At 36.1% G+C, this 14,870-nt stretch carries 13 protein-coding genes; all 13 read left to right on the top strand.

The genetic code is table 11. The features are described 5' to 3' along the window. Positions 1–135 precede the first annotated feature (135 nt). The 13 genes from HMPREF1140_RS08850 to HMPREF1140_RS08790 all read left to right on the top strand — a co-directional run bounded on the left by HMPREF1140_RS08850 (position 136) and on the right by HMPREF1140_RS08790 (position 14,865). Positions 136–1,746: a mannitol dehydrogenase family protein gene (locus HMPREF1140_RS08850; protein WP_009663501.1), complete on the top strand. Its 1,611-nt coding sequence runs from the start codon at positions 136–138 to the stop codon at positions 1,744–1,746. 53 nt (positions 1,747–1,799) lie between these two features. Then, positions 1,800–2,867 (top strand): mannonate dehydratase, encoded by a 1,068-nt coding sequence (gene uxuA, locus HMPREF1140_RS08845; RefSeq protein ID WP_009663461.1) that lies wholly within the window; start codon positions 1,800–1,802, stop codon positions 2,865–2,867. Positions 2,868–3,110: 243 nt separating this feature from the next. Then, positions 3,111–3,689 (top strand): cell wall-binding protein, encoded by a 579-nt coding sequence (locus tag HMPREF1140_RS08840; protein ID WP_007592344.1) that lies wholly within the window; start codon positions 3,111–3,113, stop codon positions 3,687–3,689. Between the two features lie 197 nt (positions 3,690–3,886). Continuing rightward, positions 3,887–5,443: a carbohydrate-binding domain-containing protein gene (locus tag HMPREF1140_RS08835; RefSeq protein ID WP_009663417.1), complete on the top strand. Its 1,557-nt coding sequence runs from the start codon at positions 3,887–3,889 to the stop codon at positions 5,441–5,443. A gap of 83 nt (positions 5,444–5,526) precedes the next feature. Then, positions 5,527–6,456 (top strand): tRNA dihydrouridine synthase, encoded by a 930-nt coding sequence (locus HMPREF1140_RS08830; protein ID WP_009663436.1) that lies wholly within the window; start codon positions 5,527–5,529, stop codon positions 6,454–6,456. 179 nt (positions 6,457–6,635) lie between these two features. Then, entirely contained in the window at positions 6,636–7,088 is a 453-nt protein-coding gene (locus HMPREF1140_RS08825) for a DUF5684 domain-containing protein (protein WP_009663534.1), read from the top strand. 351 nt (positions 7,089–7,439) lie between these two features. Continuing rightward, positions 7,440–8,648: a CaiB/BaiF CoA transferase family protein gene (locus HMPREF1140_RS08820; protein ID WP_009445639.1), complete on the top strand. Its 1,209-nt coding sequence runs from the start codon at positions 7,440–7,442 to the stop codon at positions 8,646–8,648. Positions 8,649–8,670: 22 nt separating this feature from the next. After that, positions 8,671–9,447, top strand: coding sequence for an acyl-CoA dehydratase activase (locus tag HMPREF1140_RS08815; RefSeq protein WP_009663507.1), 777 nt, complete (start codon positions 8,671–8,673; stop codon positions 9,445–9,447). Positions 9,448–9,467: 20 nt separating this feature from the next. Further along, positions 9,468–10,709 carry a 2-hydroxyacyl-CoA dehydratase subunit D gene (locus HMPREF1140_RS08810; RefSeq protein ID WP_009663532.1) on the top strand — a complete coding sequence of 414 codons (1,242 nt, stop codon included), beginning with the start codon at positions 9,468–9,470 and terminating at the stop codon, positions 10,707–10,709. Next, positions 10,696–11,826, top strand: coding sequence for a 2-hydroxyacyl-CoA dehydratase subunit D (locus tag HMPREF1140_RS08805; protein WP_009663428.1), 1,131 nt, complete (start codon positions 10,696–10,698; stop codon positions 11,824–11,826). Before HMPREF1140_RS08810 ends, HMPREF1140_RS08805 begins: the two co-directional genes overlap by 14 nt. A 15-nt stretch (positions 11,827–11,841) precedes the next feature. Then, positions 11,842–12,978 (top strand): putative isocaproyl-CoA dehydrogenase AcdB, encoded by a 1,137-nt coding sequence (acdB, locus tag HMPREF1140_RS08800; RefSeq protein WP_009445643.1) that lies wholly within the window; start codon positions 11,842–11,844, stop codon positions 12,976–12,978. 48 nt (positions 12,979–13,026) lie between these two features. Continuing rightward, a complete protein-coding gene (etfB, locus tag HMPREF1140_RS08795; protein ID WP_009663447.1) occupies positions 13,027–13,815 on the top strand; it encodes an electron transfer flavoprotein subunit beta in 789 nt (262 codons plus the stop codon). Positions 13,816–13,827: 12 nt separating this feature from the next. Then, positions 13,828–14,865 carry an electron transfer flavoprotein subunit alpha/FixB family protein gene (locus HMPREF1140_RS08790; protein WP_009663525.1) on the top strand — a complete coding sequence of 346 codons (1,038 nt, stop codon included), beginning with the start codon at positions 13,828–13,830 and terminating at the stop codon, positions 14,863–14,865. The last annotated feature ends 5 nt before the right edge of the window (positions 14,866–14,870 follow it).

Below are 14,870 nucleotides of genomic sequence, written 5' to 3'. Positions count from 1 at the left end.
AGCCTTGCTTTTTATTTGGAAAAGATGATAAAATATTGAATGTCTTACAACGTAAATTGTAATATATTTATGGTCGAAGTTGTGGCTTATAAATATCGTTTATAAGCTTTTTAGGTCAAAATGAGGAGAATAATAATGAAACTTAATCAAATAAGTATTTTAGAAAATGCAGCGGCATGGGAAAAACTTGGATACTCTCTACCAAAGTATGACAGAGAGCAGGTGAAAAATAATACACTTGCAAATCCGAACTGGATACATTTCGGTGCCGGGAATATTTTCAGAGCATTCCAGGCAAATGTTTTAAACAATCTTTTAAATGAAAAGAAAACAGATATAGGTCTTGTTGTTGCAGAAGGTTTTGATTATGAAATAATAGATAAGGCATTCAAGTCATTTGACAATCTTACAATATATATGAAGCTCTGCTGTGACGGAACGGTTGAGAAAAATATTGTAGGCTCGGTTGTAGAGTCTTTGAGAGTAGATCCTGAAAATGCGGATTATGAAACATTAAAGGAGCTTTTCAGAAAACCTTCGCTTCAAATGGTAAGTTTTACAATTACTGAAAAGGGATATGCTGTGGTGGATGGAAACGGTAATACTCCTGCAGGTATTGAGGCTGATTTTAAAGTAGGACCTGAAAAAGCAACCAGCTATATGGGTAAGGTATGTGCTATGCTCTATGAGAGATTTAAGGCAGGTGCACTTCCGGTTGCCATGGTAAGTATGGATAACTGCTCACATAATGGTGATAAGCTTAAAGGCGCCGTAACAGCATTTGCAAAGAATTGGTCTGATAACAATGTCTGTGACAAAGGATTTTTATCATATGTAGAAGATTCCAAAAAGGTAAGTTTCCCATGGTCTATGATTGATAAAATAACACCGAGACCGGCTGACTCCGTAATGGATATGCTTGTTAAAGACGGTATAGAGGATGTTGATTTTGTTAAGACAAGCAAGAATACATTTGTGGCACCGTTTGTAAATGCAGAAGAGGCTGAATACCTTGTAATTGAGGACAATTTCCCGAACGGCAGACCTAAGCTTGAAGATGGTGGAGTAATGTTTACAAAGCGTGAAGTTGTAGATATGGTAGAGAGAATGAAGGTATGTACATGCCTTAATCCATTACATACAACTCTTGCAATATATGGATGTCTCTTGGGATATGAAAAAATCAGTGATGAGATGAAAGATACAGAGCTCACAAAACTTATTCAGACTATCGGATACAAAGAGGGACTTCCTGTAGTTACAGATCCGGGAATTATAAATCCTAAAGATTTCATAGATACAGTAGTAGAGGTAAGACTTCCAAATCCGTTTATGCCTGATACACCGCAAAGAATTGCCTGTGATACATCACAAAAGCTTGCAATAAGATTCGGTGAGACGATAAAGGCATATGAGAAGAGCGAAAGTTTAAAGGTATCAGACCTTAAGCTTATACCACTTGTATTTGCAGGTTGGGCAAGATATCTTATGGGTATCGATGACAATTTAAATAAATTTGAGCTCAGTCCGGATCCTTTACTTGATAAGGTGGTTCCTATGGTGGCAGATATTAAAATCGGAGATACTGATGTACATTCAAGACTGGAAAAGCTCTTTAGCGATGCTTCTATATTTGGAGTAAATCTTTATGAAGTAGGTCTTGGAGAACTTTCTGAGAATTATTTTGTTGAACTTATAGCCGGAAAGGGAGCTGTAAGGGAGACATTGAAGAAATATGTGGGATAATATCGGTAACTTTGGTTACTTTTATTGTATAGATATTATAGAAGGAGAAATTTATGCAAATGACTTGGCGCTGGTACGGAGAAGGAAATGACTCCGTCACCTTAAAGCAAATCAAGCAGATTCCGGGTGTAGAGGGCATTGTTTGGGCACTACATAATAAGGCTGCAGGAGAAGTTTGGGAAGTGGCCGAAATCGAAGAGGTAAGAAAGCAACTAATGCCTTATGGTTTTAATATGGATGTTGTTGAGTCGGTAAATGTTCATGATGATATAAAGATAGGCTTACCTACGAGAGATGCACTTATAGAGAACTATAAAACAACTCTAAAAAATCTTGCAAAATTCGGTGTAAAAGTTGTATGTTACAACTTTATGCCTGTATTTGACTGGACCAGAACTGATTTACATCATGAGTTGCCTGACGGTTCAAATGCACTTTTTTATGAAAAGAAAGTTATCAGAGAAGATCCTATTGAGATGGCAAAATATATCATAGAAGGGTCAAAGGGATATACAATGCCGGGTTGGGAGCCTGAGAGACTTGAGCATTTAAAGGAACTTTTTGAGGCATATAAGCCTGTTACAAAAGAAAAGCTTTGGGAAAACTTAAAGTATTTCTTGGAGGCAATAATGCCTACTTGTGAGGAATGTAATATCAAAATGGCTATTCACCAGGATGATCCGCCATGGGATATTTTCGGACTTCCAAGACTTTTGGTTGATGAAGCTGCAATCGATAAGTTTTTAAAGCTTGTAGACAATCCTTATTCAGGACTTACACTTTGTTCAGGTTCATTGGGAGCAAATGAGAAAAACAGAGTTGCAAATATAGTAAGGAAGCACTGTGACAGAATCTACTTTGCACATATAAGAAATGTAAAGCACTATGAAGGAGGAGATTTCTCGGAAGTTTCACATAGAGATTGTGACGGAGATGTAGGAATCCTTGATATTATAAAGGCTTATCACGACTGTGGATATACAGGATATATTCGTCCTGACCATGGAAGACATATCTGGGATGAAAAGTGTAGACCTGGATACGGTCTGTATGACAGAGCACTTGGTGTAATGTATATTCTTGGTGTATGGGACGCACTTGAAAAATTTGATAAGAAATAAGGTTTTAAGGGGAGGTTATGCCTTTCCTTTTATGTTATGTGAAAACTTTTTTAATTAAAATAATTAACATATGTTAATTGCTTGTATCTGTTAATATATGTGTTTCATAGATTACAATTAATTATGTAAGAAAGTTGTAATTTTTTAGAAAGGTAATTTACATTGCATTATTTGTTGAATGATGTTATTATCCTAAATGTTTCGTTAAGAAATATTAAATTAATTTGATATATGGAGGGATATATGAAACGTTTAATAGCGACACTTACATTAGGATTAGGTTTAACATTTGGAGCAGTTTTTGCAGCTAATGCGGCTCCATCAACAATTATTATACCGTCAAGAAGTACTGCTGCAGTAGTGGCAACATCATCAACAGCAACACCTTCAACACCATCTGTTGCAACACCTTCAAGTTCAGGAAGAGGAAGAGGAGGTTCTTCATCATCAGGCGGTTCAGGTTCAAGCAACAGAAGAAGCAGTTCAGTATCAACTTTAAGCTCTTCAGCAGGTACATGGGTGAAGGATGCCAACGGCTGGTGGTTAAACTATGGTGCAGGAAATTATGCAAAGAATACTTGGGTATTCAAGGATTCTAAATGGTATTATTTCAATGCAGACGGTTATATGTATACTTCATGGTTACATATCAATAATAACTGGTACTACTTACATGATGACGGACATATGAACATCGGTTGGTTACTCACAGAGAATACACATCTTTGGTACTATTTCGATGCTAACGGTGCTATGTGGTACAATGCAACAACTCCTGACGGTTACTATGTAAATAATGACGGAGTTTATGTAGCAAAATAATTCAAGAATAATTCAAGCGGACAGGGATATTGCCTGTCTGCTTTTTTAGTATAATGCTCGCAGAAAACTTTACGTATTCCGTTATGGAAAAGTAAGAAAAACACAAACTTTACACTTGAAGCACACATTTTGAACATATCTTTTGTAGATAATGCAGAGCATAAACAACAAACCCCATTTTAGAAACGAGGTACAATATGCAAAAGAATAAAAAGAAAATGTGTGCTTGGCTTATAACTATGGCACTTGGATTAGCAATAGTAGGTTGTTCAAATAACAAGACAATAACTACAACAGAAACTACAATGCAGCAGAGCGAAACTACTGCAACCGATACTTCAAGTATAACTACAGTTGGTGAGTACTCGGATGAAGATCTGGATACTTCATATTCAGACTCAGATACGAAGATTGAACTCAGTGCAGGTAGTGCCGATATAACAGGTGACGGTGCTACATTTGAAGACGGAAATATTAAAATAACAAAGGCGGGTACATATGTTCTCAGCGGAGACTTTGACGGACAGATAATAACTGAAGTCGGTGATGAGGATGTGGTACACCTGGTATTCAACGGTGTAAATATTACAAATACCACATCGTCAGCTATTAATGCAGCTACAGGAAAGAAAGTTGTAATCACACTTGTAGACGGAACAACAAATACACTCAGTGACGGAACAAGCTATGAGTATGCAGACGGTGAAGATGAGCCTGATGCAACACTTTTTGTTAAAAACAATTTAACTATTAACGGAAACGGAAGCCTAAACATTGATTCTAATTATGCAGCGGCAATAAAATCCAAAGACAACCTTATTATACTTGGAGGAAATATCACTATTGATTCTGTAGATAAGGCTATAAAGGGTAAAGATTCTGTTACTATTGAAAATGCAAATATAACTATAAATGCGGAAGATGACGGAATCACAACAGACGGAGCGCTGGTAATAAACAGCGGAAATATTAATATAAAGAAGGCCGGAGAAGGTCTTGAGGCTGTTACTATTGATATTAACGGTGGAAATATTGATATTGTTGCAACAGATGACGGTCTTAATGCAAGGGGACTTATCGATGACAGTGCCTCAGACGCCGAGAAGGAAGCATATGGAGAGGAAAACCAGGCTGATACGTACTTAAAGATCACAGGCGGAGTGGTGAATGTAGATGCAGGAGCAGACGGTATTGATTCAAACGGTCAGGTATATATTGAAGGAGGAACTGTATATATATCAGGAGCTACTTCAGGTCCGGACGTTGCACTTGATTACAACGGTGAAGCAACTATTTCAAGCGGTACATTTGTAAGTACAGGTGTTCAGGAGATGTCACAGACATTTTCAAGCAATTCAACACAGAACTTTATAACTGCTTACTATTCAAGTACTCTTGAGGCAGGAACGGAGATAAAGGTAACCGATAAGAGCGGTAATGTCGTTGTAAGTTATACGGCAGCCAAGTCATTCAGTTTTGCGGTTATATCTTCAGATAAGTTAACCACAGGAGAAACATATACGGTAACTGCAGGAGATAACAGTGATGAGGTAACTATAACAGCAGGTGGAAATACTATCGGTGAAAGTACCGGTGGAGGCATGGGAGGTCAAGGTGGACCGGATGGAAACGGAGGTCCGGGAGGAAATCCTCCTACAGGAGAGCCGCCACAAAAGCCTACCGATGCAAACGGCAATGAACTTGAAATGCCGGAGCCGCCAAGCAGTGATTCATCACAGACAGAAAAAAATTAAAAATTATATTTGATAAATGCATATAAAATGATAAACTTAGATAGAGGGTTGTTTGCCCTCTATTTTTTGATTTGAGGAGATTTATGAAGATATACATGGCACCTATGGAAGGTGTAACAAACTATGTTTTCAGGAAGGTATATATAAAGCATTTTAGCGGAGTGGACAAATTCTTTACACCTTTCATTACACCACATATGAAAAAAGGATTTTCAAAATCCGAATTGATGGAACTGAATTCAGAATACAATAAGGGACAATATCTGATACCGCAAATACTTACAAACAGTGCAGAAGATTTTTTAAAGCTTGCAGATGAAATTGAGGAGATGGGTTATAGTGAATTCAATATAAACCTTGGTTGTCCTTCAGGAACAGTAACATCAAAGGGTCGTGGCTCAGGTTTTTTACAGGACCCTGAAGCTTTAGACAGATTCTTTTATGAAATATTTGAGAAGAAAAATAATATAACAATTTCTGTAAAAACAAGAATAGGTTTTTCGGATTATGGAGAATGGGATGATTTACTAAAAGTATATAAAAAATATGATTTTAATGAAATAATAATTCATCCGAGACTACGAAGTGATTTTTATAAAAATAATATACACTTGCCTTCATTTACAGAAGCCTGCAACACTTTTAAACAGAATATTATATATAACGGTGATATAAAGACATTAGACGATGTCAATGATTTGAAAACAAAAATATTTGATGAGAAAGTTACAGGAATTATGATTGGAAGGGGTTTGGTAAGAAATCCTCTACTGGCCGAGTCCATAAAGGAAAACATAGAAACTATCTGTATTAGAAGGACGATAGAATTTTTGGATGATATAGTTGAAGAGTATATGTCTTTGGGTTTCGGAGAAAGAAATACTTTATTTAAACTCAAAGAAATCTGGGGAATGATAATGGGTGATGATGACAGATATGTAAAAATACTGAAAAAGATAAGAAAATCCGGTGGACTGAAAGAATATAAAATGGCTATAAATGAATTGTATTAAAGTAAAGCCGGAATTCAAGATGAAATTATTTATGAATAAGAATAATGTTATAAAAAAGTAAGAAAATTTAGAATATAAATTTGTTGCGGAATAATAAAAATTACTATATACTTTAAAAAGTATTGATAAAAATTTAATGCGTTTTATCACTACAAGAAACTGTTTTAGGAGGCAAAATTATGGGTGTATTGCAGTTCTTTGTTAATTGTTTTTGGTTTATTTTCTACGCACTTGCAGTTGTAGGAATGTTCAAGGCCTTTGAGAAGATGAATATTGAAGGATGGAAATCAATTATTCCATTTTATAATGATTATCTTTACGCAGGAAAGACATGGGATCAGAAGTATATTATTTACTTTTGGTGTGCATTCATTCTTTCAAGAATAGTAGCATTGATAGCAGAAATCGGTGGATTTATCGGTTTCCTATTCGGTCTGGTAAGCTTTGCGTTCTTGGTACTCTTCATTGTTGCAAGAGCAAGATTCTGCTATTGGAAAGCAAAAGCTTTCGGATATGATGTAGGATTTGCAGTAGGCTTATTCTTTTTACCGTTCGTGTTTGAGATTATTCTCGGTTTCGGTGATGCACAGTATCAGGGAAATGTGTTCGCAGAGAGCGGATCACAGTATTAAAGTTAAATATTTACTACTATATAAAAGAGGGTTTTATCCCTCTTTTTTTTATTTATATATTTTCGATATAAAAATATATAAAAGCTTTGAATAAGGCATCAAAATACTTAAATATATAGACTAATAATCAAAAAATAATATATGCGAATTCATAATAAACAATGCAAAAAAAGAAAAACACTTTTTGCAAAAATATATATAATTTATTATAAGAATGAACAATATTTTACAAAAATAGTAAAATATAGATTATATTATATCAATGTATATATTACTTGACGATAATTATTTTTGCATATATAATAAATTTAAGTACAATTTTCACATATTTATATAAGGAGGATTTGAAATATGGGTAAAAGAAAGTTGTTAGAAGGCATACGAGTCATCGAATATGCGAATTTTGTTGCAGCACCTATAAGCGGTAGAGTTTTAGCAGATTGGGGTGCAGAAGTAATAAAAATTGAACCTGCATTTGGAGATATGACTAGAGCCGTAGGAATGCAATGGAATTTTCCTACCGGAGAAGATGAATGTCCACTATTTGAGATGGAAAACTCCGGAAAGAAGGGTATTGTAGTTGACACAGGAACACCTGAGGGAGTCGAGATAATATTTAAATTACTCGAATCTGCTGATATTTTCTTGACTAATACTCGAGAAAAAGCTTTGGTTAAAAGCGGTTTAGACTATGAAAGTGTTCACAAGAGGCTTCCACATGTTATATATGCTCATTTGTTGGGATATGGTGAAAAAGGGCCTGCAAAGGATAATCCGGCATTTGATTATACAGCATATTTTGCAAGAGGTGGAGTAGCAGCAAGTCTTATGGAGAAGGATACATCTCCATGTAATTCAGCGGCGGCATTAGGTGATCATTATGCTGGAATGAACCTTACAGCAGGTATACTGGCTGCTCTGTATAATAAAGGTCAGACAGGAGAAGGCGAAAAAGTAACAGTGTCTTTATTCCATACAGCTGTATTTGGATTAGGCTTATATGTTAATGCGGCACAGTATGGATACAATATGCCGATAACACGTAAGAATCCTCCAAATCCACTTAATACTACATATAAGTGTTCTGATGGAAATTGGTTGCAATTAGCGTTTTTCCAATACGACAAGTGGTTCCCGGGATTTTGCGATATAGTAATAGAACGTCCGGATTTGAAGGATTCTAAATATAGCACAATGAAAAGTGTTGTAAATTATATTGAAGAATTTGTAGATATGATGGAAGTTGAATTTGCAAAACGTCCTATAAATGAATGGTGTGAGAGATTACAAAAAGCAGGTATTCCATTTGAAAAGTTACAGACTCCAGTTGATATTGCAAATGATATGCAGTGTTGGGATAATGACTTCTTGATTAAAATAAAATACAGAAATGGAAATGAAAGAACTATGTTCACAAATCCTGTACAATTCCCAAAGAGAGAAAAGGAAGAGTACAAGCTTTCACCTTTACTTGGAGAACATACAGTAGAAGTATTAAAAGAGGCAGGATACAGTGATGATGAGCTTAACAAACTCAGAGAAAACAAAGTTATAAATTAATCATAATTAATGAGGTAGAAAAGTGTATACAATGGGATTGGATTTCGGCTCTACTGCGTCAAAGGGAGTCGTGCTAAAGGATGGTAAAGAAATCGTTTGTACGGCAATTATTACCTCAGGCACAGGCACCAGTGGACCGGAACGTGTAAAGGAAAAATTGTTAACGGAAAGTAATCTTTTAGAAAGTGATATGGAGGCTGTTGTTGTAACCGGTTATGGAAGAATGACATATCAGGGAGCAAAAAAGCAGATTAGTGAGTTGAGTTGTCATGCTAAAGGAGTACACTTTCTTGTTCCGGATGTAGGAACAGTTATTGATATTGGTGGACAGGATATAAAGGCGCTTTTATTAGACAAGAATGGAAATTTATCTAATTTTGTCATGAATGATAAATGTGCAGCAGGTACAGGCAGGTTCTTAGATGTTATGGCAGGGGTATTGGAAACAGAGGTTTCAATGTTGGGTGAAATTTCAATGATGTCAAAATCACCTGTTAATATAAGCAGTACATGTACAGTATTTGCAGAGTCGGAAGTTATTTCACATTTGTCTGCAGGTGTTAATAAAGAAGATATAATAGCCGGAATCCATATTTCTGTAGCAGGTAGAGTGGCAGCACTTGCAAAAAGAGTTGGTATAAAGGATAAAGTTGTCATGGTTGGTGGAGTGGCAAAAAACATAGGTGTCGTGAAGGCTATGGAAGATGCGCTTGGAAAGAATATAGAAGTTCCTAAACTCGCTCAGTTGACAGGAGCTTTAGGTGCAGCTCTTTTCGCATTCGAAGCATTGAATAAGTGATAATAAGTAAAGGAGGAAAAATGGCAGAAGAAAATAAAATCACTGCGATGAAGATGATTAACGGTCTTTTAGCCAAGTCTTACAAAGAGGCGTGGGAGGCTAAAGAAAAAGGAATTCCGGTAGGTTGGTCTACATCTGTATTTCCACAGGAAATTGTAGAGTGTTTTGGATTACCTTTGTTATATCCGGAAAACCAGGCGGCCGGTGTAGCAGCTAAAAAGGAGTCATTGTCATTACAGGAAAAGGCTGAATCAAGAGGATATTCTATTGATTTATGTGCATATGCAAGAACAAATTTTGGATTACTTGAAAACGGCGGATCTGAAAATCTTAATATGCCGAAGCCGGATTTTGTGTGTTGTTGTAATAATATTTGTAATGAAGTTATAAAATGGTATGAGAGTCTTGCAAGAGAGCTTAATATACCTCTAATAATGATTGATGCGGCATATAATAATTCAGGAGAAGTGAGCCAGAGTCGTATTGACTATTTTGTAGAGCAATTTAAAGAAGCTGCAAATCAATTGGAAAAAATTTCAGGAAAGAAGTTCGATCCTAAAAAATTAGAAGAAGTTATGGCTATTTCATCCGAAAACGGCAAGTTGTGGAAAGAGTCAATGTCATTATCAAAAGATGTATATCCTGCTCCAATGAATGGATTTGACTTATTTTCATATATGGCAGTTATAGTTTGTTATAGAGGGAAGAAAGAAACTACAGAGGCCTTTAAGCTACTTATTTCTGAACTTAAAGAACATATAAAGAACGGTACAACTTCTAACAGATGTGAAGAAAAGTATAGAATAATGATGGAAGGAATACCGTGTTGGCCATATATCGGATACAAGATGAAGTCTTTTGGAAAATATGGTGTAAACATGACAGGAAGCGTTTATCCTCATGCATGGGCTTTAGTATATGAGAAGAATGATCTTGACGGATTAGCAAGAGCATACTGTAGTATGTTCAACAATGTTGATTTGAATAAGATGACAGATTACAGAGTAAATGCTCTTAAAGACGGAAACTGTGAGGGTGTATTCTACCACATGAATCGTAGCTGTAAGCTTATGAGCTTTATACAATATCAAATGGCTAGAGAAGTACATGAAAAAACAGGTTTACCATATGCTTCATTTGATGGAGATCAAGCCGATCCGAGAGCTTTTTCAGACGCACAATTTGAGACAAGACTTCAAGGTTTAGTAGAAGTCATGGAACATCAAAAAGAAAATGGAGGTAAGGCAGATGACAACAATTGATAATCTAATAAGTGAATTGGAACATGTTGCTGAAAATCCAAGAGAAGCGGTTGCTGATTATTTGAGTAAAACAGGAAGCAAAGCAGTTGGAGTTGCACCTGTATACACACCTGAAGAGCTGGTTCATGCAGCAGGTATGTTGCCGGTAGGCATTTGGGGTGGACAAAATGTTACATTAGATCTGGCCAAACAATATTTTCCTGCATTCTGTAATTCTGTAGTGTTTACGTGTATGGAATTAGCATTAAAAGGCACATATAATCAATTGTCCGCAGCTATTATTCCGGGTATGGATGATACATTGATTTGTTTGGGACAAAACTGGAAAGCTGCTATTAAGGATATTCCATTTATTACACTTGTATACCCACAGAATAGAAAATTATCTGCAGGTGTAAAGTATCTTGTTTCTGAACTTGAGAACGTAAAAAAAGAATTAGAGAAGGTTTGTGGAAAAGAAATATCTGAGGAAGCAATTTTTAACAGCATAGATATTTACAATGAGCATAGAAAGACTATGAGAGAGTTTGTTGAGTTGGCAGCAAAACATCCTAATTCTATAAATAATGTACAAAGAAGCCATATAATAAAGTCAGCTTACTTTATGTTAAAGGAAGAACATACACAAAAGGTAAAGCTCATCAATGATGAGTTAAAAAAATTACCTGAAGAAAAGTATGACGGTCACAAGATAATAACAACAGGATTCATTCTGGATTCCAAAGAAATTCTTGAAATTATGGAGTCTAACGCGTTAAGGATTGTTGGTGATGATATTGCTCATGAAACAAGACAGTTTAGAACCGATGTGCCAAGAAAAGAAAATGCGCTCTTAAGCATTGCAACACAGTGGTCAGAAATAGAAGGATGCTCTTTCGCATATGATCCTTTTAGAATTAGAGGAAAGATGGTTGCTAAGCTTGCAAAAGATAGAGATGCGGAAGGTGTTGTATTTGCACTTTTAAAATTCTGTGATACAGAAGAGTATGATGCTCCTATTTTGTTGGACGATATTCATGATGCAGGATTAAAGGCTGTTACAATTGAAATTGACCAGGAGTCAGGTAGCATTGAACAAATAAGGACAAGATTACAAACATTTGCTGAAATGCTTTAAAAAAGCGGGGGTAATATGATTTTAAAAAAAGAACACGAATTGTTAAGAAAAACTATCAGAGATTTCGTAGAAAGAGAGATGTCTACTTATCCCGATGAGGTTGATAAAACCGGGAAAATCCCGGAGGAAGTTATTGATAAACTGGTAAAGTATAAGTTTATTTCATCAATAATTCCAAAGGAATACGGTGGTGCAGGAGCAGATTATGTTTCTTATGCCATAATTATGGAAGAAATCAGTAGGAGATGTGCATCTACAGGAACATATATTACAGCAGGGTCATCTCTTGTTGCACTTCCTTTGGTAAACTTTGGAACACCTGAACAAAAAGAAAAGTATTTAAGGCCACTTGCAGAAGGAAAATACATTGGAAGCTTTGGATTAACAGAACCCGGAGCAGGATCAGATGCAGGAGCAGGACAGACAATTGCTATTGATAAGGGTGAATATTACGAATTAAGCGGAAGAAAATGTTTTATAACTAACGCTCCTATTTGTGATTTTGCAATAATTTCCGCAATGACGGATAAAAGTAAGGGAACTAAGGGGATAAGTACTTTTATAGTTGAATCTAAATGGGATGGTTTTTCAGTCGGTGCACATGAAGATAAGATGGGAATTCGTGGTACAGAGACTTCAGATATTATATTGGATAAAGTAAAGGTTCCTAAGTCTAATTTACTTGGAGGAGAAGGCCGTGGCTTTAAGATAATGCTGAACACATTGGATTACGGACGAATTGGAGTAGCAGCACAGGCTCTTGGAGTTGCACAAGGAGCATTAGATGAAGCGATAAAGTACACTCAAGAAAGAATTCAGTTTAATAGACCTTTAGCAAAATTCCAAAATACGCAGTTTACCATTGCAGATATGGCTACAAAGGTTCAGGCTGCAAGATTGCTTGTGTATGATGCAGCTATGAAAAAAGATAGTGGCGGAGTACCTGGACTTGAGTCAGCTATGGCAAAATATTATGCAGCAGAAACAGCAAACGAAGTTGCATATAAAGCACTACAACTCCATGGAGGATACGGATATATCAAGGATTATCCTATTGAGAGAATATATAGAGATGCAAGGATTTTGTCAATTTACGAAGGAACATCACAGGTACAACAAATGGTTATTGCAGGCCATGTGATAAAAAAGTGATAAAATAACAAGCTTATAGTTTATTTTAATTAACATGGAGGATTTATTTTGAGAATTATAGTATGTGCAAAACAGGTACCTGATACTACAGAAGTGCGTATAGATCCTAAAACAAATACGCTTATAAGAGATGGTGTACCTAGTATTTTAAACCCGGATGATGCAAATGCCTTGGAGGCAGCGTTAACAATAAAAGATAAGTTACCTGATACAATAGTAAGTGTCATTTCTATGGGACCGCCACAGGCTGAAAACATGCTTAGAGAGTGCTTGGCTATGGGTGCGGATGAAGCATATTTGATTTCAGACAGAGCGTTCGGCGGATCAGATACATGGGCTACATCAAATGCATTGGCATCAGCATGTCGCAAATTGAAAGATTATGATTTTATATTTGGTGGAAGACAGGCAATAGATGGAGATACAGCTCAAGTAGGACCACAAACAGCAGAAAAACTTGGAATTCCACAGATAACATATGTGCAGGATATTGTATTAAATGATGATAACACTGTGACAGTACAAAGACAGCTGGAAGATGGATATGAAGTAATAAAGGTAAAGTCACCGGCTATGTTGACTGCTGTTAAAGAATTAAACAGTCCAAGATACATGAGCGTTGATAGAATATTCGAAGCTATGAAGATGGATATAACACGTTGGAATATTGATGATTTGGACGTATCACCAACAGATGTAGGTCTTAAGGCATCTCCTACAAGAGTATATAAATCCTTTACTCCACCGGCTAAGGGAAATTCTGTTATGCTTGAAGGAAGCGTAAAAGATATGGTTGAACAATTGGCTATCAAGTTTAAACATAATCACATTATCTGATAGGAGGAAAGCATGGATAACAGAGATATAAAATCATTTAAAGGAGTGTGGGTATTTGCCGAACAACGTCAGGGAGTACTTACACCTGTAGTTATTGAACTTTTGGGAGAAGGAAAGAAACTCGCAAGTAAGATTGGCGTTGAGCTATGTGCATTTCTTGCAGGAGATAATGTTGATGATTTGATACCTGAGCTTATACAACACGGTGCTGATAAGGTATATTATGTAAATAATAAGTTATTACACAATTATACTACAGACGGTTATGCAAAGGTGTTGGAAAAGGCAGTAGAAGAGTATAAGCCTGAGATAATTCTTATTGGAGCCACCCATATAGGTAGAGATTTGGCACCAAGAATTGCTTCAAAACTTAACACAGGACTTACTGCAGATTGTACAAAGCTTAAAATAGATGAGGAAGATGGAAAGCTTTTGCAGACAAGACCTGCATTTGGCGGTAATTTGATGGCAACTATTATCTGCCCTGAAACAAGACCTCAAATGTGTACAGTTCGTCCGGGAGTTATGGATAAGGCTATAAAAGATACATCAAAAACAGGAGATATCATTGACGTAAAGGTTGATTTATCCGAGGACGATATAAGAACAGAAGTATTAGATATAATAAAAATTAAAAAGGATATGATTCCTTTAACTGATGCGGATATTATAGTATCAGGTGGAATGGGAATCAAGAATGCGGACGGTTTTAAACTATTAAAGGAGCTTGCAGATATCTTGGGAGGCACTATAGGTGCTTCAAGAGCTACAGTTGACGCAGGATGGATTGACAGATCAAGACAAGTTGGGCAAACAGGAACAACTGTACGTCCAAAAGTGTATATTGCATGTGGTATTTCAGGTGCTATACAGCATTTGGCCGGTATGCAGGATTCGGGAATTATTGTTGCTATTAATACAAATCCCAACGCACCTATATTTGATGTAGCTGATTATGGTATTGTAGGAGATATATATGAAGTAGTCCCACAACTAATAGAGCTTTTAAAAGATGGTGCTCGTTTAGAAGAATTATTTAATAAAGGTTAAGGAGG

The sequence above is a fragment of the Lachnoanaerobaculum sp. ICM7 genome, assembly GCF_000287675.1.
Taxonomy (GTDB): domain Bacteria; phylum Bacillota; class Clostridia; order Lachnospirales; family Lachnospiraceae; genus Lachnoanaerobaculum.
The sequence above is the reverse complement of the archived record's forward strand: the minus strand, read 5'-3'. Positions and strand labels throughout refer to the sequence as shown.